Raw genomic sequence first — 22,418 nt, 5'->3', positions numbered from 1 at the left:
TTGGGGTCGCGAGTTCGAGCCTCGTTTCCCGCTCCAAATTCTCTTACTCGATAGAGTAGAGCGCTTCTACGGAAGCACATGATGTGTCCCATTCGTCTAGAGGCCTAGGACACCGCCCTTTCACGGCGGTAACAGGGGTTCGAACCCCCTATGGGACGCCACCGAATTTGTTCTTATGAATGTGGCTCGGTGTAAAATACTGCCACTCTGAAGTACGCTTCAATCACGTCCCATTCGTCTAGAGGCCTAGGACACCGCCCTTTCACGGCGGTAACAGGGGTTCGAACCCCCTATGGGACGCCATTCTTCAATCTGATATGATTCACCTTTCGTTTGAGATCAATCATATGCAGTGGTTCAGAAACTACCTTCCTGACTCCTCATTATCCATCACTGACCGTGGTTTATCCTACGGAGACGGTTTATTTGAGACAATTGCAACGCAATCAGGAAACATCCCCCAACTCGCTATTCATCAAACTCGCATCCAACGCGGCTGTCGTCGATTAGGCTTTAATGTTTCGCCTGAGCAATGGCAAATATGCTGGGAATTTATTGCTCAACAAGCGCTTAAAAGTCCAAATTGCGGCATCAAACTCATGCTCACGCGTGGTTCAGGAGGGCGAGGTTATAGACCGCCTATCGATGCTGTTTACGAGTTCCTTGTCGGTGTTTTTGATGCGCCTAATTACTCAGAGCAACGCAGTGAGGGGGTATCGCTTGTTACGTCTCGTATTCAAACATCGATTAACCCTTCTTTAAGCGGCATGAAGCATTTAAATCGATTGGAAAACGTACTTGCCAAACAAGAACTGGCTGATCGTGCTTATGAAGCGGTTATGTTGGACGCGAATGGACATGTTATAGAATGTGTTCAAAGTAATATATTTTGGATTACACGTGGTGAACTATTCACGCCAGCGCTCTCAAAATCAGGCGTTCAAGGAAGTTGTCGAACAAGTATACTGTCAAATTTTGTCGGTAGTATTAACGTCGGCCATTTCTCATTGACCAGTCTTCAGCAAGCTGATGAAATTTTTGTCAGCAATGCCCTTAGTGGTATTTTACCTGTTGTAAAGTTTGATGACCGTACTCTTCAGATTGGTAAACTAACCCAAACACTCATGGAACAAGTAAATACATAATGAAATTTGTTAAATGGATCATCTTGGCTACTGTATTAGTCATCACTTTAACTTCAGTCGTTGCTACGTGGGCCTATAACGCGCTAACAGAGCCTATGATGGTGTCTGAAAAAGCGACCTTTGATGTGAAACCTGGGGCTTCGATGATAAAGCTTGGTCATCAGTTATCTGAGCGAGGCTGGATTCAGTATCCTCAGCTTACCCGTTTGGCATTTAAGTTGGACCCAACCTTGGTGCCTAAAGTCGGGAAGTATGAGATTAAGCCAGACATGAGCTTAATGGATGCCCTGTCCTTATTTGATTCAGGCGACACATTGTTTTATCCCATTACGTTACTGGAAGGCCATACATTTCGTGATTATCTTGCGGCGATGAAGGTGAAAGGTAATATCGAAATGACCTTATCAGGTCTTACAGATCAACAAATAGCCGAAAAGATGGGGTTGGAGAGCACCTCGCCAGAAGGCATGCTGTTTGCCAATACCTATCGTTATCACGATGGCGATACAGACTTAGATATTTTCATGCAGGCGAATACATTACTTGAGGCCGCTTTAGAAACAGAATGGTCTGGCAAAGCGAAAGACTTGCCGTACAAGACTCCTTATGAAGCATTAATCATGGCGTCTATCATTGAGAAAGAAACTGGTGTACCAGAAGAGCGTCCTTTAATTGCACGTGTCTTTATCAGTCGCTTAGAAAAAGGCATGCGTTTGCAAACCGACCCAACGGTGATCTACGGTATGGGCAATCGCTACAAAGGTAATATCACTCGTGCCGACTTGCGTCGTCATACACCTTACAACACTTACCAAATCAATAGATTGCCACCAACACCTATTGCCAATGTCGGTTTAGAGGCAATTAATGCTGCATTAAACCCCGGTGAGACCAAAGCACTGTATTTTGTAGCGAAAGGCGATGGGTCGCATGTTTTCTCGAATACATTGAGAGAACATAACAATGCGGTTGCACGTTACCAACGTTTTCAAAGACGTAAAGACTACACGTCTGCACCGACACAATAGAGGTAATTATGAACGCACAATTTATTTCTCTTGAAGGCGGTGAGGGGGCAGGAAAAAGCTCTGCGATTCAGTGTATCGAAGCGTGGCTAACTGAGCACGAAATCCCGTATGTATTGACGCGAGAGCCTGGTGGCACACCGATGGCTGAAGAGATTCGTGAGTTAGTTCTGTCTGCTCGTGATGAGCAGGTGGCACCTAATACGGAATTATTGTTGGTCTTTGCCTCCAGAGTTCAGCATTTGAATGAAAAGATACAGCCAGCACTGGCACAAGGAAAATGGGTTATCAGTGATCGTTTTGTTGATTCGAGTTATGTATACCAAGGTGTAGCGCGTGGTATTAACGAATCCGTTATTGATAACTTAGTCGATACCTTTCTTAAAAATCAATTGCCGAATAAAACGTTGTTATTAGATGTCCCAGTAGAGTTGGGGTTGCAGCGCGTACAATCGCGCGGTCAATCAAACCGTTTGGATGGCGAGTCGTTAGCATTTCATCAAAAAGTGCGTGACGGTTTTTTGCATCGGGCCAGTCAAGATCCAGAGCGTTTTGTAGTAGTGGATGCCAGTCAATCTATATCATCGGTAGAGGCCCAGATAGTAGCTCAACTAAATGCTATCATGGCTGGAAATAACGCATGAGTGTTTTGGCACCTTGGCTTATGGCTTACTATGGGCAAGCACAAGAATGGCGTCGTTCAGGCAAGTTTCATCATGCGTTACTTATTAGCGGTATTAACGGTGTTGGCCAGAATGCCTTTGCAGAAGCGCTAACGAAGCTTTTATTGTGTGAACACATTGACCGTGCACCTTGTGGCCAATGCCATAGCTGCCAAGTTGCTCAAGCAGACACGCATCCAGACCTACAGGTGCTTGATGGGCAAGATGGTGGAATAAAAGTAGATGCTGTTCGACAAGTGGCAGCAAAAGTTGCTAATAAACCGCAGCTCGGCTATTCAAAAGTTGTGTTAATACATGAAGCGCATCGTATGAACACCAATGCGGCCAACGCAATTCTAAAAGCGCTGGAAGAGCCACCAGCGGCTACCTACTTTATATTGACTACGCATACCTCCCGCGCCTTGATGCCTACTATTTTGAGCCGTTGTCAGCGTATGTTACTTCCGACACCGAGTGAAGTGCAGGTTACGGAGTGGCTGTATCATGAAGCTAAGGTAGATGTTTCCAAACTCATGTGGTTCTCGCAGACGCCTTATCATTTGTTGGCGTTATCGGGGTCCAATAGCTTTGATATGTTACAGCAGCTTCCTGCTTGGGTAGAGCAGTGGTTGCAAGGCGAAATGCGTACTGACGAGTTCGCTGGGAAGGCTAATAAAGACAATACGGCTGATTTTATTGATGGCTTGTTAGCTTTACTCAGTGCTGCGGTGCAGTACTCAGCGTCTGGTCAATGTAATGCTTTAGTGCAAGGTGCCTGTACTGGTTTGTTAACACGTTACGATATCTATCGTTTAATGGGCTTTGTTCAAAGTCTAACCGAATTGAAGTCACAACTTGATAAAACCCATTTAAACCCCACTATTCAAATAATCGGCGAATTAAATTCTTGGTAAGGTAAATGTTAGTAGATTCTCACTGTCACTTAGACAAACTTGATATAAATGCTTATGAAAACGGTACCGAAGGCGCCATTGATGCAGCACGTGATGCAGGGGTAAGCCAGATCCTGACAATCTCTGTGGATCTTGACAGCTTTGAGAATGTTTATAAGTTTACAGATCGTTCTGGAATCATCGCCAGTTGTGGTGTTCACCCTTTGCATAAAGAAGGCTTGTTACAAGACTCAGAAACCTTGCTTGAAATGTCGCGACGTCCAAAAGTCGTTGCCATCGGGGAGACGGGGCTAGACTATTTTTATGACAAAGAGCCGGAGCTGCATCAAGCGCAAAAAGACAGTTTTGCCGTGCATTTAGATGTGTCGGGGCAATTAGCGTTACCGACGATCATTCACACTCGTGATGCGAAGCAAGACACGTTAGAATTAATCAAAAGTCATGGTGATCAGAGTGTAGGCGGTGTATTGCATTGCTTCACTGAAGATTATGCCATGGCCAGAAGTGCTTTAGATTTAAACTACTTAATTTCTATCTCTGGCATTATTACTTTTAAAAATGCAGAGGATTTACGTGATACTGTGCGTAAATTGCCTTTAGAGTCATTAATTGTAGAGACGGACTCTCCCTATTTGGCTCCTATTCCACATCGCGGTAAAAAGAACGAGCCGAAATATGTGCGTGATGTGGCTCAGTTCGTTGCGGATATTAAGAAAATTCGTTTAGAAGAACTTATGGAAATCAGCTCTGATAATTTTCATCGTAAGTTCTCTAAAGTAAATCGTAACGACGTACTTAACTAATAATTACACCATAATACAGTGTTCAGTGAGCCTGAATGCTGTCCTCAAAAGGACCTGTTAGATGTCAGAAATGGTTCAACCTTTAGCGCCGAGCGCGCTGGCTGCCAAATTACAAGAAGGCAAATTGCCCTTCAAAACATTAAATGAATTAGAGTCACTAAGCGGTATTTTAGGTCAAGAGCGAGCAGTAGAAGCCATTCAGTTTGGTGTGGCTATGCACCGCCCAGGTTATAATATCTTTGTCATGGGTGGCTCTGGAACCGGTCGTTCATCCTATGTGACTAGCTACCTAAAAAGCGAAGCGAAGCGTAAAGAGTCACCAAGCGAATGGGTCTACGTTAATAATTTTAAAGATTATCGCGCACCAAAGGCGATCGAATTTAAACCTGGTCAATCGAAAGAATTTGAGCAAGACATTCGTGCTCTTATTGATGGCTTAATGGGAACATTCCCTGCGGCATTTGAAAATCCTAATTATCAAGAGCAGAAAGGTGCCATTGATCGCGTCTTCAACGAACAATATGAAACTGCGATCAACCGAGTTGAGCGTCATGCTTCAAAGATTGGCGTTGCCATGTTTCGAGATGCCTCGTCAGTCAGCTTTGCGCCTATGCGTGAAGGCAAAGCGCTAGACGAAGCAGACTTCGCCACCCTGTCAGATGAAGAGCGTGATGCGTTCCAAGCAGGTGTGTCTGAACTAGAAGGTATGTTGAACAATGAACTGCTTAGCCTACCAACATGGAAACGAATTTCTTACGAGCAATTGCGAGAGCTGAATCTTGAAACAGTGAAAGAAGCACTGGATCCATTGATTGAACCGCTTTTCAATAAGTATCTTGAAGAAGAAGCTGTACAAAGCTTCTTAAAAGAAATGCGCGAAGACTTAGATAAAGTCATTATCGATCAGTTTGTTGACGATAAAGCGTCTGATAACCGCGATGAAACCAGTCGTCGTGCCATGTACGAAGAAATGTACCTGCCTAATGTCGCGGTGACACACACTTCGGATGGTGGTCAGCCAGTGGTGTATGAGCCTCACCCAACGTACCGCAACTTGTTCGGTCAGGTTGAGTACAGTTCTGATCAAGGCATGTTGATCACAAGCTATCGCTTGATTCGCTCAGGAAGTCTGCATGCGGCGAATGGCGGCTACTTAATCCTTGATGCTGAGAAGCTGCTCACAGATCATTATTTGTGGGAAGCATTGAAACGTGCTCTGAAAAGTAAAACGTTGAAAATTGAGCACCCATACGCAGATATGGGTTTGATGAACACGACGACCTTGTCACCAGAAGATCTTCCGCTGCAAGTGAAAGTTGTGTTGATTGGTTCGCGTGATATTTATTACTTGCTACAAGACGCTGATCCAGATTTCCAAGAGATGTTCCGCGTATTAGTCGACTTCGATGACTCACTAAAACGTAACGATGAAACAGAATTAGCGTTCGCTCGATTATTAAAAGACCGTATTGCGAAAGAAGGGTATTCCGACGTAACGCAAAAAGGTGTGGCACGGTTGATCGAGTACAGCAGTCGTTTGGCTGAGCACCAGAAAGAAATGGCGGCTAAGATTGGCGATGTGTTTGAGTTATTAGGTGAGGCGGACTTTAATCGTCAGCTTGCGAAAGACGAAGTGATTACGGAAGTGCACGTAGCACGAGCGTTGGCAGCCAAAAAAGATCGTACTGGCCGTGTTGCTGAAAAAATCATTGAAGAGATTGTAGACGGCAGTATCTTGCTCGACAGTGATGGAGAAGCCATCGGTAAGATCAATGGTCTGACTGTCATGCAGATTGGTGACAGCAGCTTTGGTGCGCCTGCTCGTATCTCTACGACAGTCTACCCAGGTGGCAAAGGCATCATTGATATCGAGCGCGAATCCAATTTGGGTCAAAACATCCATTCTAAAGGTGTCTTGATTTTGTCTGGTTTTCTTGGACATCGTTATGCGCAAAAATTCCCTTTGGATATTTGTGCATCAATTGCCATGGAGCAGAGCTACGGTTATGTCGATGGCGATAGCGCTTCAACCGCTGAATTGTGTTGTTTGCTGTCTGCATTAGTTAACGTGCCATTGCGTCAAGATCTGGCGATTACAGGCTCATTAAACCAATACGGTCAAGTGCAAGCGATCGGTGGTGTGAATGAGAAGATTGAAGGTTTCTTTAACGTTTGTAGTGCTCGTGGTTTAACGGGAACACAAGGCGTTATTATTCCTAAGTCTAACGTGATCAACTTGATGTTAAGTGATGAGGTAATTGAAGCGGTTGAGGCTGGTAAATTCCGTGTTTACGCGATTGAAAATGCCGATGAAGCACTGCATTTACTGACTGGAGTAGAGCCAGGCGTTCTTGACGCGGAAGGCAATTACCCAGAGGGCACTTTGTCGAATATGGTTTTAAAACGCTTAGAAGAGATTTCTAAACTGGGTCATGAAGACGATGAAGAATCAGAAGAGGATTCGGATAAAGAGAAAAAGAAAGCCGATAAATCAGAAGATGCTAAACAGTCTTAATACTTTCCTTGAGTGCGTTTAATGAAACCTGCTTTGCAGTTATCTGAAACAAGCCAAAAAAGCGAATAATAGAGGTCACCACTGCGAAAGTATGTGGCGACCTCTTTGCGTTTACTAGGGTGATGCCGCTTAAGTACTCTTGGCTTGCGAAAGCTGTCGCCCCCCATCAGACTACTTGAGGCACTCATTGCAGCCTCAATTGCGTTTCGGTCAGAGCATTCTGCTCCAATGGCTGGTTTCAAATAAAGAATAGAGCCTAAAAAAGCGAAGCAAAGCACATTTTTCTTACATAATATTTTATTCATAACATTCGAGTATAAGTGTCATCTGTTAGGTTATCTAAATCATTATTATGCAGTATAACCATATCAATTATTACAATAACCACTAATTTTAATGGGCTTTTAAATGACGCTTAGACGTAAATTTTCTATTTTGGTTTTTGGGTGCGCTGTTTTAACGGCGTTTGTCGTATGTAGTATTAGCTATGTGCAACTTAAAAGCTCCATAGAACAAAATATACATAATGAAATCTCTGCTATAGGTAATGGACAGGTTGAAAAAGTGGTCGAGTGGGCCAGCTCCAAAGAGTCTGCTGTTGCTGCTCTGGCAAGCTATTTATCTTCCGCTGAAGTATCTCAATTGACATTACAGCAGGCCACGGATGCTGGTCGTTTTGCGATTAGTTATTTTGGTTCAGAGCAAGGCGTTATGCTGCAAAGTGATCCAAACGATGTATTACCATCGGATTATGACCCAAGAAAACGCCCTTGGTATAAAGCTGCTAAGAATAGTAACGGGGTTGTTTTTACATCACCTTACGTCGGAGCTTCTACAGGTAAGCTAATGATTACAGCTGCACAGTCTGTTACGAGAAACGGTCAGTTAATTGGTGTCGCAGGGGCCGATATCAATCTAGATGATGTGACAAGCGGTATTTTGGATGTACAGCTATCAGGTACTGGACATGCTTATTTGGCCAATAAAGATGGCTTAGTGTTAGCGGATAACCAAACACAAAACTATAACAAAACGGTTGAAAGCGTATTTGGCTATCAATTATCAGAATTGAAAAGCGGTAAGTTGGAGGCTATCAATGGAAAGCTTATTGCTAAATATGATGTTCCTAATACTAATTGGACTATCGTGTTCGAATTAGACCGTGAGTCTGTAATGGCACCGTTAAACACTTTATTGTTTACTTTAGTCCCTGCCGCACTTTTGGTGTCACTGATTATTTCTTTGTTGATTTCTGTGATCAGTTCTAAATTACTTGTTGGTATAACGAAAGTTAGTGTTGCACTAGAAGAAATAAGTAAAGGTGAAGGTGATTTAACGAAACGCATTGAAGTAGATAGTAAAGATGAAGTGGGTCTATTGGCATCACACTTCAATGAGTTCCTCGGGACGTTGAGTGGCCTAATTCGTGATATTAAGTCTATGTCCAGTAGCTTGAATTCATTAGCCCACAATTCTAAAACGCTTTCACAACAGTCAAGTAAAGAGCTTAATGTGCAGCTGAATGAAATCACCATGGTCGCAACTGCTGTCAGTCAATTATCAACGGCGACTCAAGAGATTGCCATCAATGCTGAGCATACAGCTGGTGCCTCTCAAGAAGCTGCCGAAAGTAGTAATGAAGGCAGTCGTGTCGTTAATGCGGCGCAGACTGAAATTAAGAACTTGGCAAATGAGGTGCATCAAGCGTCCGAGATCATTACCAATCTTGATACGCATGTTCAAGGGATCAGTTCAATTCTACTTACCATTCAAGACATCGCGGAAAAAACAAATCTATTGGCTTTGAATGCAGCGATTGAAGCCGCAAGGGCTGGTGAGCAGGGGCGTGGCTTCGCAGTTGTTGCTGATGAAGTACGTTTGTTGTCGCAAAGGACTCAAAGTTCGACAGAGGAAATACGCGATAAAATTGAAGGGCTTAATTCCGTTACATTAAACGTTGTATCATCAATGAAGCGTTCAACTAAAATTGCAGACGGAGCCGTAACCGAGTCGGCTGCCGCTGCTATGGCGCTAGACTCCATTCTTCAAGCCGTCCATAAAATTAGTGATATGGCAATGCAAATTGCAAGTGCGGCTGAAGAGCAAAATATTGTTACTAGTGATATTTCGAAGAATAGTATTTCAATTCAAGAGATTTCACAGAAACTTTCAGGTGAAGCAAGTCAAACTGCTGATGGCGCAGAATCGTTGGCTCAATTGGCAGATCGTTTAGAGCATCAAATAGCAAGATTTAAGGTGTGAAACTAAAAGACACTGAAATATATTTTGTTTTTCAGGAACCATACTGTGTAAACTGGTTCTGTATAAGTTCTAAACATCACTTAACAAATAAAGGAGAGATTAAATGTTAAGTAAAAAAGCTTTATTAGGCGGACTGATCATGTCAGTTGGCGCGGTATCATTTTCTTATGCTGACTGTGACGGTACTGCATTGCATGACAACATGGGAAGCCTAAAAACCGAGATGAAGAGTCTTGCTTTTGATGTTAAAAAAGAAAATTTTGCATCAGCAGATCAGCGTATTGATACGATTATTGCTGTGCTAAAAGAAGCTCGTGAAGAAACGCCTTACCTTTTTGTAGAGAAAGGACTATCTGGAGACAAGTTGGCTGCACGTAAGGCTGATTACCAATCTGTAATAGATGAAACCATTACTGCTTTCATGGCGCTAGATGGTGCTTTAGAAGCGAAAGACAGTAGCAAGGCAAAGACCATGCTTGGTGAAATTGGTAAATTGCGCAAAAAAGGTCATAGAGCATTCAAAACAGATTGCTAATGAGTTTGTCTTCAGCGTGACCTAATTGAACTTGATTGCTACAATAGATACCTTGTTAGAGAGGTTAATTATGGCTCGCGTTAAAAAATCCCGAAGCATGAAAGGGAAACTTGGTCAAACTGGTACCAAGGAAATGCATAAAGAGCAGAAGAAGGCTCGCAAAGCTGCGAATCCTACTCGTTTTGATGCAAAGAAAGAGAAGCAACGTAAAGAGCAAGCTAAGAAAAAGCTTGAACGCCTTGGCCTATTGCCAGAGCCTGAGGCGGTTCAGCAAAAAGTTCGTCCTAAACGCTTCACGTTTACTCCTAAAGTGGATGAAACAGCGAAGAAAGTTGATACGAATAAAGTTAACGAAGAAGATACAGTCGTTAATGATTTGCTTGATGCGTTCACTGAAGAAAACTAATAATAAAACTAAAAGGCTGCATTCACATGCAGCCTTTTTTTGTGCCTGATATTTTTTAAGGAAGCTTTGGATGGAAATAAAAGCGACTGTTCCTGCACAGAGTGTTCGGTATCTTCTCAATGCGGTCGAGAATCAAGGTTGTGATATTGCGCCGTTGTTAAGTGAAGTAGGATTGTCTCGCTCTGAAGTAGAAGAAGCGAAAGGTATCTCTGTATACCGTTATGGTTTGCTGTATCAGCGTATTATGCAGATGATGAATGACGAGTCGTTCGGTATCTTGAGCGGTGGTCGAATGCCAAAGGGTTCATTTCGTATGATGTGCCTGTGTATTTTGCATTCAAAAAACCTTGGCCAAGCTCTTAAGCGTTGCAGCGATTTTTATGAAATTTGTCGTGGTCCAACCATCAAACCTATCGTTGTGAAAAAAGGGCGTTTTGCGAAAGTGACGTTTGCACCGGTAGAATCACTTGAAGACACTACTAATGTTTCTTTAGATAAAGCATTTGATTCACCTGAGCGTGTGCGTACCACGCTTTCAATGTGGCATCATTTTATTAGCTGGTTTATCGGGCGCCGTTTGGTATTAAAAGCCGCTTATTTCACCGCAGCAAGACCAGATGATGTGGAGTACTACCAGACACTTTTTCAATCTGATGTAAAGTTCTCGCAACATGGCAATGCATTAGTGTTCCCTGCCTCTTATCTAGACATGCCTTTGGTACAGAACGACGACAGTTTACGCAGCTTTCTCAAAACGGCACCTTATCAGCTGTTAGTCATGGTCGATAATGACAACAGTTTAAAATCTCGAGTGATTTCTATTTTGGGGAAAGATTTCTCACAGGAAATGTTATCTGCTGAAGAAGTCGCATCCATGTTAAATATGAGTGTTTCAACGTTACGTCGTCGCCTTACAGAAGAAGATACTTCCTTCCAACAAATCAAAGATGAATGTCGAAAAGAAGCGGCGATCACCTACATTAATGCACCACAGCTTTCGTTTAATGAGATTGCAGCATTGATGGGGTTTGAAGAGCCCAGCGCATTTTATCGCTCTTTTAAGAAGTGGACTGGTATGACGCCAGGCGAATATCGTAAACACGCCGATTATCAAACGCTGAATTGACCCATAATGCTTGTGAGCCTATTTGTTAGCAAAATCGCAACCATTTGCCATTGTTGAATAGGCTCTAATTATCCACTCTTAAAAATAAAAAAATGAGGAGTCAATCGATGAGTGGTTACCGCTATCCAGCCCAAGAAGTACAGTTTTGCTTAGAGCATATTGCAGGCATTGAGCGACTGGAGCCACATTTCCCAAATTATGGTGCAGATCTTCTTGAGCCTATTTTATCTGAAGCTGCTAAGTTTTCTGAACAGATCGTTGCACCAAGTAATCGGTTGGGTGATTTAACACCGCCCAAAATGGTGGAGCGTTGCGTCCAAGAAACGCCAGAATTCAAAGCGGTCTATGAGGCTTTACAAGATGCTGCATGGACGACGTTGAGTGCCCCTGAGCAATACGGTGGGCAAGAGCTTCCGCGAGCACTCGAAGTTGCTTTCAATGAGGGAATTCAGTCTTCTAATCTATCTTTTTCGTTATGTCCGTTGTTGACTCAAGGTGCTGTTGATGCCATTGAAACTCACGCAAGTGATGAGTTAAAAAATACCTACTTGCCAAATATGGTGTCTGGTAGATGGACTGGCACCATGAACTTAACTGAACCGGGTGCGGGTAGTGATTTGGCCGCTATTAAAACTAAAGCGGTTCCTGATGGCGAGCAATATCGAATTTACGGGCAAAAAATCTACATTACTTGGGGTGATCATTTGATGAGTGAAAACATCATTCATTTGGTGTTGGCTCGTTTGCCGGATGCACCTGAGGGCGTGCGGGGGATTTCGTTATTCTTAGTGCCTAAATATCTGTTGGATGGCAACGGTCATCCAGGTCGTCGCAACGACGTATACCCGTTATCGATCGAGCACAAAATGGGTATTCACGGATCACCGACCTGTGTGATGCAATTTGGCGAAAGCGAAGGTGCAATTGGTTATCTAGTTGGCCAAGAGAATAAAGGCCTTGCCGCCATGTTTACGATGATGAACAACGCACGTCAAAGTGTTGGCTTGCAAGGCTTAGCGGTGGCAGAGGCCGCCTACCAAATGGCTTTGGATTACTCCTTTGATCGTGTTCAAGGCGCTAAAAAAGGTACGAAAGGCAAAGTTGTGATTGCAGAGCATGGCGACGTGAAGCGTATGTTGTGGCAAATGGCGAGTACTTTATCTGCGATGCGAGCCTTGATGTACACCGCCTCAGTGGAAAGCGATTTATCTGATCAAGATGGACAGCATTTGGCTCGAACCGAACTCTATACGCCGATCGTTAAAGGTTGGCTGACTGAGATGGCGCAAGAGATCGTTTCATTGGCAGTGCAGGTTCATGGCGGCATGGGTTACATTGAGGAAACTGGTGTGGCTCAGCTCTTTCGAGATGCACGAATCTTGCCTATCTATGAAGGAACCAATGGCATTCAGGCGTTAGACCTTGTAGGAAGAAAGCTCCAAGGAGATCAAGGGATTGCATTAACGGCACTAATCGAAGACATTCGTACCGACTTGAATCATTTTAGTGGAACGGCGCATTCAGATACTCTTGCTGACTATGTGAACCTTATCGAGCAATCGAAAGCGATGTTGTTAAACAATGATGTTGAATCCAGCGAAGCGGCATACGACTTCATGATGCTCTCTGGTTTTACCGTTGGTGGCTGGCTGCTGCTGAAAGGCTATCAAAGTGATCAAGCAAGTAAGGCATGGCAAGCCAAAACCGAATTTTACTTTAATCATGTAATTGTTCGCGGCCGATACTATTTTGATTCGTTAAAACAATTTGAATCCAGTAAGCCGATACCTTCTGCAGAACTGCTAAAATAATACAAATCGTAAATAATATATTTATATTACTTTTCTGTGCGGGCAGTGATGCCCGCTATAACTAAAAATAATGATATTTTGAGAAATCCTATGGTTTCCCTATAGCCAAACAAACAGAGAGTCCGCAATAATAGAGCTCTTAATTAAGGAGCTAGCAATGCAAATATGGGTGGATGCCGACGCGTGTCCTAACGCAATCAAGCCAATTCTTTTTAAAGCGGCTGAACGCTGTGAAGTGCTTTGTACTTTTGTTGCGAATATGGCAGTTGCCTTACCACCGAGTAAATGGCTGGTGCGAAAAGTTGTGCCAAGTGGTTTCGATGAAGCCGATACTTACATTGAAGAAAATGTCTCTCCAGGTGATGTCGTCATTACCTCCGATATCCCGCTTGCCTCTGATTGTATTGCCCGTGGTGCGTTAGTATTAACGTCCAAAGGTGAGCAGTACACTACTGATAACATCAAACAAAAGCTTGGTATGCGTGACTTTATGGATCAAATGCGCTCTAGTGGATTTGATACCGGCGGCGCCGCACCGTTTGGTGATAAAGACAAAGCAGCCTTTGCCAATGCGCTGGATCGACTGCTAGCGAAACGCGTACACTAAATCATTCCTCTGTTGAGGAATGATTTGCTAAGCAATCCCAATGTTTAGCAAATCATTCACAGTTTGGGGTTTAGTATGAAAAAAATTGTAGTATTAGGTGGTGGTGCAGGGGGCTTAGAACTTGCAACCCGTTTAGGTCACAGCCTAGGCAAGCGTAAGCATGCACAAGTTACCTTGATTGATCGTTCTCAGACGCATATTTGGAAGCCGCTGTTGCATGAAGTGGCCACTGGCTCGATTGATATTAACACTGATGGTCTTAACTATCGCGCCCACTCTACGAAACACCACTACACGTTTAAGCTGGGTACCGCTTATGAAATTGACGCCATTAATAAAACGATCAGCTTGACGTCCATAAGCGATGATAAAGGCCACGAAGTCTTACCTGCTCGAAAAGTTGATTACGATATTTTAGTGTTAGCTGTTGGCAGTGTTAGTAATGATTTTGGCACGCCTGGGGTGGCAGAGCACTGTTATTTTCTAGATTCTCATCGCCAAGCGGAACGCTTTCAGCAAGCGCTTTTAACGCAGTTCTTGCGAATTCATCAACTCCCTGGAGATCAAAAATTAAATATCTCTATCGTCGGGGGCGGCGCAACTGGCGTAGAGTTATCTGCTGAACTTTTCCATGTGGCAGAGCTGCTTAAATCTTACGGTATGGAAGAAATTACCTCTGAGAAGGTAAATATTGAACTGATTGAGGCAGGACCTCGTATTCTTCCAGCGCTCCCTGAACGTATCGCTAACAACGCTAAGAAAGAATTAGAGCTACTTGGTGTTAATGTCCTAGAAGATACCTGTATTACTGAGGCAAGTTACGAAGGCTTGATGACAAAAAAAGGTGAGCTTCACAAAGCAGATCTAATGATTTGGGCAGCTGGTGTAAAAGCACCGAAATTTCTCAGCGAGATTGAAGGACTTGAAACCACACGTAACAATCAAGTCTTAGTGAAAAGCACTTTGCAAAGTACAAATTATGACGATCTTTATGTTATCGGTGACTGTTGTGCCTGTAAGCAAGCCAATGGCTCATTCGTGCCACCGCGTGCTCAATCTGCTCATCAAATGGCAGCATTAGTACACGATAATATTGTGGCTGAGTTTAAAGGTCAGCCCCTCCAAGAGTACGAATACAAAGACTATGGCTCACTGGTTAACCTCAGTAAATACAGCACGGTTGGCAGCTTAATGGGTAATTTGATGAAAGGGTCTATGTTTGTAGAAGGCCGCTTGGCTCGTTTCGTTTACGTATCCCTGTATCGTCTGCATTTGATTGCTATTCATGGCTGGTTTAAAGCAATAATCATTATGGCAGCACAACGTGTCGGCAAAGTCGTTAAGCCAAAACTTAAGTTGCACTAAACCCTAGTGCTGCAAGGCATCCAGATTGAAAAAGGGGGCGCTTCATTGAGGTGCCCCTTTTTTATGTGGTGTCTATTTCATATAAACTGTATAAATGTACAGTATTTTGTTTTACATTATGTTCTTAGTTATTTTCCCAAGGTACACTGAATTAGAGGGTAATATCAGTTTACTGTTCTCAAACTGACCGATCCTTAATCCCTCAGGCATAACGATATCTTTGATCTCATAACTTAAAGGAGAGGTAAAGTGCCCCTGATCACCTACGTTAATGCCGACGAGAAGCATTTCTTCATCATGAGTACGGGTAAAGACCAAGATATCCTTATCGCTGAACAAGAACTCGATGTCACCAGAGATAAGTGCCGGGTGGTGTTTTCTAAAATGTAAAAAGTCCCGATACGCGTGCAAAACAGAATGACGATCACCTTGTTGCTCGGAAACCGCTATAGGTAGATGCAAGTCGCTGATTGGCAACCAAGGGGAGTGATGGTTAGAAAATCCTCCAGTCGGTTTGTTCTCCCATGGCATTGGGGTTCGACAACCATCTCGACCTTTAAATTCGGGCCAAAAATTGATACCAAATGGGTCGACAAGTTGTTCAAATTCAAGCTGCGCTTCAGGTAGGCCCAGTTCTTCACCTTGATATAGACAAACGCTACCGCGTAAAGATAAAAGCATGGCCATAAACACCTTACTCTTAGCCCCAGAGGCTTTCCCATCATTCCAGCGTGAAGCGACACGTTCAACATCGTGATTGCTCATCGACCAGCAAGGCCAGCCATCACCCAATCCTTCTTCGATGGATGTCATGGTGTTATGGATATGCGTCATGCTACTGTCATGCGTGAGCAGATCAAACGAATAACACATATGAAGCTTGTTGTTACCTTGCGTGTATTCGGCCATGGTTTTCAGTGAAAAGTCACAGCCTACTTCGCCAACTGTTGTTGTGCCTGTATATTTATCCAGTAGTGTTCGAAGGCGCTCTAAAAAAGCAATGTTTTCGGGGCGTGACTTATCGTACAGGTGCAACTGGTAGCCGTAAGGATTGTCCATACTGACGCCAATACTGCCTTCGACAACCTCTTGTTTTGGTGGGTTATCGCGCAGCTCAAGGTCATGGAAGAAATAATTGGCCGTGTCTAAGCGGAAGCCGTCCACACCTCGGTCTAACCAGAAACGCACGCTGTCAAGTAATGCGTCGACAACATCAGGGTTATGGAAGTTTAAATCAGGCTGACTGTCTAAAAAATTGTGTAGATAGTACTGTCTACGACGGCTATCCCAATGCCAAGCTGGGCCACCAAAAACCGATAGCCAGTTATTGGGAACGGTGCCATCAGGCTTAGCATCCACCCAGACATACCAGTCTGATTTATCGTTGTCTCGGCTAGAACGCGACTCTTTAAACCAAGGGTGTTGATCCGATGTGTGATTGAGCACTTGGTCAATGATGACTTTAATATTGTGTTGGTGCGCTTTTGCAATGAGTTCATCAAAATCGGCTAGTTCACCAAAGATTGGGTCAACGTCACAATAATCCGATACGTCATAACCAAAGTCTTTCATGGGCGAAGTGAAAAAAGGTGACAACCAAATCGCATCAACACCGAGAGATGCAATGTAGGGCATTTTTTGTGTAATGCCTTTTAGATCACCGATACCATCGCCATTTGAATCCATAAAACTACGTGGATAAATTTGATAAATTACGGCACCGCGCCACCAATCCGTCGTTTCTTTGCTCATCGTATACCCCTTATAAAACAAACATCTATATGTTTACCCTAGCACTAATTTTCACTAAAGCGTGTGAATTTTGATTAAGGATCAGGAATTCATTGATTGCGCTTGTAACAGCTCAATAAAGGCCGATGCTGCTCGACTTAGTGTTCTTTGCTTATGATGAATCACGCCCAGTTTACGTTCTACGTTTAAGGCGGGTAGGTTTACCACCGCTAATTGATCGTTGACCACCGTTGATGGAATTAATGACCAGCCCCAGCCAATACTGACTAACATGGCTAATGTGTCTAGGTTGTTGGTGTTCATTTTGACTTGTGGCCGCACGCCATTAACCGCGAAGACTTTCTCAGCGATCTGACGAGTAAAGGTGTTTTCGTGTGGCAAGACACACGGGTATTTTGATAGTTCAACCACGTCCACGTCATCCAGTTGAGCCAGCGGGTGATCAAGGCTGACCACACATTGTAACGGGTCCGACCAAATCGGAATGGCATTGAGCATGTTTTCTGACTGAGAGGACAGGGTAATGATGCCAATTTCCGCTTCACCCTTGATAATTTGACGGTGCGCATCTTCTGATTGAGTAAACTCAATTTTTATTTCCGCCTGCGGATATTCAAGCTGGAAACGCTTCAGCGTCTTAGGAAGGCGATGCAAACCAATATGGTGACTGGTAGCAATGTTCAGCTCACCAGACACATCGTCCATTTGTAACGTCATGCTACGTTTAATATCATTTAAGTCATTGGCGAGGCGCTTCGCTTTGGGTAACAGCCGCGTTCCGGCCTCGGTTAAGTGTATTTGACGGCCAATGCGGTCAAATAATTTTACATTTAAATTCGACTCTAGTGCAGCAATGCGTTTGCTGACCGCTGGCTGTGTGATAAACAGCGCATCGGCAGCGTCCGAAAAGGAGTGCGTTTCTGCCACTTTGATAAACGTTAAAAGCTCTTGTATGTCCATCATTCCAAATAATTATCCAAAATATGAAAAATATGAATTGGAGTAATTTAAGTACACGCAGTACTATTACGCAATGCTTAAGTAGGAGAGAAAGCAATGGCAAAAACACTTTACGACAAGTTGTGGGATAGCCACCTTGTTCAACAGCGTGACGATGGTAGTGCATTAATCTACATCGACTTACAACTGCTTCACGAAGTAACGTCGCCGCAGGCGTTTGAAGGTCTACGTCTTCACGGCCGTAAACCTTGGCGTTTAACGTCAAGCCTTGCTACGCCAGATCACAACGTTCCAACAACAGTGGAAGAACGTAAGAGTGGCGTGAATGGCATCGCCGATCCAGTATCGAAAATCCAAGTGACTACTTTGGACGATAACTGTGACGAATTCGGTATCACAGAATTCAAAATGACCGATATCCGTCAAGGTATCGTTCACGTAGTGGGCCCAGAGCAGGGCGCAACGATTCCGGGTATGACGGTTGTGTGTGGTGATTCACATACATCGACTCATGGTGCATTCGGCGCATTAGCACACGGCATCGGTACGTCAGAAGTGGAACACGTGCTAGCCACTCAGTGTCTAGTTCAGAAAAAAATGCGCAACATGCTAGTACGTGTAGACGGTGAGTTATCGCCTTATGTCACGGCAAAAGACGTTGTGTTGGCGATTATCGGTGAAATCGGTACGGCCGGTGGTACCGGTTACGCCATCGAATTCGGCGGTTCAGCGATTGCATCGCTGTCAATGGAAGGTCGTATGACCGTGTGTAACATGGCGATTGAAGCCGGTGCACGCGTAGGTTTGATCGCCGTTGACCAAACGACCATCGACTACGTTAAAGATCGTCCGTACGCACCGAAAGGCGCACATTGGGACATGGCTGTCGAAGCATGGAAAGATTTAGTGTCTGACAAAGACGCAGAATTTGACGAAGTGGTTGTGCTAAATGGTGCCGACATCAAGCCACAAGTAACTTGGGGTACGTCGCCTGAGATGGTAATCGCCATCGATCAAGACATCCCGCGTCCAGAAGACCAAGCTGATGCAGTGACACGTGACGGTTATGCTCGTGCTTGGAAATACATGGGCCTTGAAGGCAAGAAAACCCTTGCGGACATTACGCTAGATCGCGTATTTATCGGCTCTTGTACCAACTCTCGTATAGAAGATTTACGCGCAGCAGCGGAAGTCGTAAAAGGCCGCAAAGTCGCTGACACGTTGACGCAAGCCATCGTTGTACCAGGTTCTGGTTTGGTAAAAGAGCAAGCCGAGAAAGAAGGCTTAGATAAAATCTTCACTGAAGCAGGTCTTGAATGGCGCGAGCCAGGCTGTTCCATGTGTCTTGCGATGAACGCTGACAAACTGGGTCACGGCGAACATTGTGCGTCAACATCAAACCGTAACTTTGAAGGTCGTCAAGGCTTCGGTGGTCGTACGCATTTGGTGAGCCCAGCAATGGCAGCCGCCGCTGCGATTGCCGGTCACTTTGTAGACGTAAACGAATTGGTTAAACACTAGGAGTCAGCGATGCGCCCATTTACAACACACACAGGTATCGCAGCGCCTTTAGACTTGGCCAACGTTGATACTGATATGATCATCCCAAAGCAGTTCTTGAAATCCATCAAGCGCACAGGCTTTGGTAAAAACTTATTCGACGAATTACGCTACGAAGACGAAGGTCAGCCAGACCAAGAATGTACTGGCCGTCCGCTACGTAAAGACTTCGTTCTAAACCAAGACCGTTACCAAGGCACCAGCGTCTTACTTGCTCGCAGTAACTTTGGTTGTGGTTCAAGCCGTGAGCACGCGCCTTGGGCATTGGATGATTTCGGTATTCGTTCTGTGATCGCGCCAAGCTTCGCCGACATTTTCTACAATAACTGTTTCAAAAACGGCTTACTTCCGATTGTACTTAAGGAAGAAGAAGTGGATCAGTTGTTCGAAGAAGTCGAAGCAAACGAAGGTTACGAGCTCACCGTTGACCTAGAAAATCAGACGGTTAAAACACCGTCTGGCACAGAATTCAGCTTCCAAGTAGACGCGTTCCGTAAACATTGTCTATTAAACGGTTTGGATGACATCGGCCTAACACTACAGCAAGCCGACGCGATCCACGCCTACGAAGAAAAACGCATTCAAACAGCGCCTTGGTTATTCGAAGCGCGCGCATTGTAAGGAAAGAACATGTCTAAGAAAGTATTAGTATTGCCGGGTGACGGTATTGGCCCAGAGATCGTTGAACAAGCGGTTCGCGTACTAGACGCAGTAAACGCTTCTTTTGACTTAGGTATCGAGCATGAATCCGCATTAGTAGGCGGTTCTGCCTACGATGAAACGGGTTCTCCACTACCTGAAACAACGTTAGACAAAGCTAAAGCCGCAGATTCTATCCTGCTGGGTGCCGTAGGCGGCCCGAAATGGGATGGCCTAGACATGTCCGTTCGACCTGAAAAAGGTCTATTGGGTCTGCGTTCTAATCTTGAGCTATTTGCCAATTTGCGCCCAGCGATCCTATACCCACAATTGGCCGATGCGTCGAGCTTGAAGCCTGAAATCGTGGCGGGTCTAGACATTTTGATCGTACGTGAATTGACTGGTGGTATTTACTTCGGTCAACCACGAGGCATCCGCACGCTAGAAAACGGCGAGCGTGAAGGTTTCAACACTTACGTGTACAGCGAGTCTGAAATTCGCCGTATCGCGCATTCTGCCTTTGAAGCAGCACGTCAGCGTGGCAAACGCGTGTGCTCTATCGATAAATCCAACGTACTGGAAGTGACGGTTCTTTGGAAAGAAGTTATGGAAGAAGTCGCCAAAGAATACCCAGATGTTGAACTGTCGCACATGTTGGTTGACAACGCTGCAATGCAGCTGGTGCGCGCACCGAAGCAATTTGACGTCATGGTAACCGGCAACATGTTCGGTGATATTTTGTCAGATGCGGCAGCCATGTTGACAGGCTCTATCGGTATGCTACCTTCTGCTTCTCTGAACGCAAAAGGTCAAGGCATGTACGAGCCTTGTCACGGTTCAGCACCCGATATCGCAGGCAAAGGTATCGCAAACCCATTGGCGACGATCCTTTCTGTTGCTATGATGTTGCGCTACTCATTAAATGCAAAAGATGCAGCGGACGCGATTGAAGCCGCTGTAAGCAACGTGCTTGACCAAGGTCTTCGCACAGCAGATATCGCTTCAGAGGGAAGCGAAACAGTAAGCACATCACAAATGGGTGATGCTGTACTTGCTGCATTAAGCGCTTAATTCATAATAATTAAGCATTAACTCGGGATACTGCTCTTGGTATGAGTAGACCCACCCTAAAAAAGGTAAAAAACCATGTCAAAACACACTGTAGGTTTAGTCGGCTGGCGCGGAATGGTAGGTTCTGTGCTGATGCAACGTATGCGTGAAGAGAACGATTTCGATCACATTGATCCAGTGTTCTTCTCTACGTCCCAAACGGGTCAAGCTGGCCCAGATATTGGTAAGGACATTCCACTTCTACAAGACGCAATGGATATTGAGTCACTTAAAAAGATGGATGTCATTATTACGTGTCAAGGTGGTGACTACACCAAAGCGGTCTACCCACAGTTGCGTAATGCTGGTTGGAATGGCTACTGGATCGACGCCGCGTCTTCGCTGCGTATGGACAAAGATGCCATCATCGTCCTAGACCCAGTTAACCAAAACGTGATCAAGCAAGGTTTGCAAGATGGCGTTAAAACCTACGTGGGTGGTAACTGTACTGTTTCATTGATGCTTCTTGCACTGGGTGGCCTGTTCGAAAAAGGCCACATCGAGTGGATGACATCCATGACATACCAAGCGGCTTCGGGTGGCGGTGCACGTCACATGCGCGAATTGATCAACCAGTTTGGTCTATTGAACGCAGAAGTTGCGTCTGAGTTGGCTGATCCAGCCAGTGCGATCCTAGACATCGACCGTAAAGTGGCAGAGAAAATGCGTTCTGGTACGCTTCCAGCTGACCAGTTTGGCGTACCACTAGCGGGTTCTTTGATCCCTTACATCGATAGCCAACTTGATAATGGCCAAAGCCGTGAAGAGTGGAAAGCACAAGCGGAATGTAACAAGATCCTAGGCATCGACGGCAAGCCAATCCCAGTGGACGGTCTATGTGTCCGTATCGGTGCGATGCGTTGTCACAGCCAGGCGTATACCATCAAGCTAAACAAAGACATCCCAGTCGCGGATATCGAAGGCTTGTTGGCCGAGCACAACCAATGGGTTGATGTGGTACCAAACGACAAAGAAGCAACAATGCAGCGTCTAACGCCAACAGTTGCGACTGGCACACTTGGTATCCCAGTTGGTCGTATCCGTAAACTGAACATGGGCCCTGAGTACATCAGCGCCTTCTCAGTCGGTGACCAACTACTGTGGGGTGCAGCAGAGCCACTACGTCGTATGTTGCGTATCCTGATTGAAGGCTAATTGGCTTTTGGTTGGATTGAGTTAGAAAGACCCGCTGTCGAGAGATGGCGGGTTTTTTGTTTATGT

General features: G+C 44.7%; 19 protein-coding genes and 2 tRNA genes. 19 read left to right on the top strand and 2 right to left on the bottom strand.

Going from position 1 to position 22,418, the window contains the following annotated elements:
- The first annotated feature begins 85 nt into the window (after positions 1-85).
- From AYW75_RS11655 to AYW75_RS11580, 15 genes are all read left to right on the top strand, one after another.
- A tRNA-Glu gene (locus AYW75_RS11655) sits at positions 86-161 on the top strand.
- Between the two features lie 66 nt (positions 162-227).
- Positions 228-303 (top strand) — tRNA-Glu (locus tag AYW75_RS11650).
- Between the two features lie 44 nt (positions 304-347).
- Positions 348-1,145: an aminodeoxychorismate lyase gene (gene pabC, locus AYW75_RS11645; RefSeq protein ID WP_067099595.1), complete on the top strand. Its 798-nt coding sequence runs from the start codon at positions 348-350 to the stop codon at positions 1,143-1,145.
- On the top strand, positions 1,145-2,173 hold the full coding sequence (gene mltG, locus AYW75_RS11640) for an endolytic transglycosylase MltG (protein ID WP_156490847.1): 1,029 nt from the start codon (positions 1,145-1,147) through the stop codon (positions 2,171-2,173). Before pabC ends, mltG begins: the two co-directional genes overlap by 1 nt.
- A gap of 8 nt (positions 2,174-2,181) precedes the next feature.
- Positions 2,182-2,814 carry a dTMP kinase gene (gene tmk / locus AYW75_RS11635; protein WP_067099591.1) on the top strand — a complete coding sequence of 211 codons (633 nt, stop codon included), beginning with the start codon at positions 2,182-2,184 and terminating at the stop codon, positions 2,812-2,814.
- On the top strand, positions 2,811-3,746 hold the full coding sequence (holB, locus tag AYW75_RS11630) for a DNA polymerase III subunit delta' (protein ID WP_067099589.1): 936 nt from the start codon (positions 2,811-2,813) through the stop codon (positions 3,744-3,746). Before tmk ends, holB begins: the two co-directional genes overlap by 4 nt.
- Positions 3,747-3,751: 5 nt before the next feature.
- A complete protein-coding gene (locus AYW75_RS11625; RefSeq protein WP_067099587.1) occupies positions 3,752-4,549 on the top strand; it encodes a TatD family hydrolase in 798 nt (265 codons plus the stop codon).
- A 61-nt stretch (positions 4,550-4,610) separates the two neighbouring features.
- Entirely contained in the window at positions 4,611-7,064 is a 2,454-nt protein-coding gene (locus AYW75_RS11620; RefSeq protein WP_067099585.1) for a Lon protease family protein, read from the top strand.
- Between the two features lie 408 nt (positions 7,065-7,472).
- Positions 7,473-9,326, top strand: coding sequence for a methyl-accepting chemotaxis protein (locus AYW75_RS11610; RefSeq protein ID WP_067099583.1), 1,854 nt, complete (start codon positions 7,473-7,475; stop codon positions 9,324-9,326).
- 103 nt (positions 9,327-9,429) lie between these two features.
- The gene (locus AYW75_RS11605; RefSeq protein ID WP_067099581.1) at positions 9,430-9,861 is read left to right on the top strand and encodes a cytochrome b562; all 432 of its coding nucleotides are present in this window, start codon (positions 9,430-9,432) and stop codon (positions 9,859-9,861) included.
- Positions 9,862-9,931: 70 nt separating this feature from the next.
- A complete protein-coding gene (locus AYW75_RS11600; RefSeq protein WP_067099579.1) occupies positions 9,932-10,267 on the top strand; it encodes a hypothetical protein in 336 nt (111 codons plus the stop codon).
- 70 nt (positions 10,268-10,337) lie between these two features.
- Complete coding sequence (locus tag AYW75_RS11595; protein ID WP_067099577.1) at positions 10,338-11,393, top strand: AraC family transcriptional regulator; 1,056 nt, start codon at positions 10,338-10,340, stop codon at positions 11,391-11,393.
- Between the two features lie 107 nt (positions 11,394-11,500).
- Positions 11,501-13,204, top strand: coding sequence for an acyl-CoA dehydrogenase family protein (locus tag AYW75_RS11590; RefSeq protein WP_067099575.1), 1,704 nt, complete (start codon positions 11,501-11,503; stop codon positions 13,202-13,204).
- 157 nt (positions 13,205-13,361) lie between these two features.
- Positions 13,362-13,811, top strand: coding sequence for a YaiI/YqxD family protein (locus AYW75_RS11585; protein ID WP_067037946.1), 450 nt, complete (start codon positions 13,362-13,364; stop codon positions 13,809-13,811).
- A gap of 75 nt (positions 13,812-13,886) precedes the next feature.
- Positions 13,887-15,176 carry an NAD(P)/FAD-dependent oxidoreductase gene (locus tag AYW75_RS11580; protein ID WP_067099573.1) on the top strand — a complete coding sequence of 430 codons (1,290 nt, stop codon included), beginning with the start codon at positions 13,887-13,889 and terminating at the stop codon, positions 15,174-15,176.
- A gap of 111 nt (positions 15,177-15,287) precedes the next feature.
- Here AYW75_RS11580 and AYW75_RS11575 read toward each other — a convergent pair whose 3' ends face one another.
- Positions 15,288-16,928, bottom strand: coding sequence for an alpha-glucosidase (locus tag AYW75_RS11575; protein ID WP_067099571.1), 1,641 nt, complete (start codon positions 16,926-16,928; stop codon positions 15,288-15,290).
- Between the two features lie 81 nt (positions 16,929-17,009).
- Complete coding sequence (locus AYW75_RS11570) at positions 17,010-17,891, bottom strand: LysR family transcriptional regulator (protein ID WP_082856496.1); 882 nt, start codon at positions 17,889-17,891, stop codon at positions 17,010-17,012.
- A gap of 93 nt (positions 17,892-17,984) precedes the next feature.
- Between AYW75_RS11570 and leuC the strand changes: the two genes are divergently transcribed.
- The 4 genes from leuC (at position 17,985) to asd (ending at position 22,352) form a co-directional block, all read left to right on the top strand.
- Complete coding sequence (gene leuC / locus AYW75_RS11565) at positions 17,985-19,409, top strand: 3-isopropylmalate dehydratase large subunit (RefSeq protein ID WP_067099569.1); 1,425 nt, start codon at positions 17,985-17,987, stop codon at positions 19,407-19,409.
- Positions 19,410-19,418: 9 nt separating this feature from the next.
- A complete protein-coding gene (leuD, locus tag AYW75_RS11560; protein ID WP_067099567.1) occupies positions 19,419-20,069 on the top strand; it encodes a 3-isopropylmalate dehydratase small subunit in 651 nt (216 codons plus the stop codon).
- Between the two features lie 9 nt (positions 20,070-20,078).
- A complete protein-coding gene (gene leuB, locus AYW75_RS11555) occupies positions 20,079-21,158 on the top strand; it encodes a 3-isopropylmalate dehydrogenase (RefSeq protein WP_067099565.1) in 1,080 nt (359 codons plus the stop codon).
- A 75-nt stretch (positions 21,159-21,233) separates the two neighbouring features.
- Positions 21,234-22,352, top strand: a complete 1,119-nt coding sequence (gene asd, locus AYW75_RS11550; protein WP_067099563.1) for an aspartate-semialdehyde dehydrogenase — start codon at positions 21,234-21,236, stop codon at positions 22,350-22,352.
- Positions 22,353-22,418: the final 66 nt, after the last annotated feature.

The sequence above is a fragment of the Marinomonas atlantica genome (assembly GCF_001639725.1).
Lineage (GTDB): Bacteria > Pseudomonadota > Gammaproteobacteria > Pseudomonadales > Marinomonadaceae > Marinomonas > Marinomonas atlantica.
The sequence above is the reverse complement of the archived record's forward strand: the minus strand, read 5'-3'. Positions and strand labels throughout refer to the sequence as shown.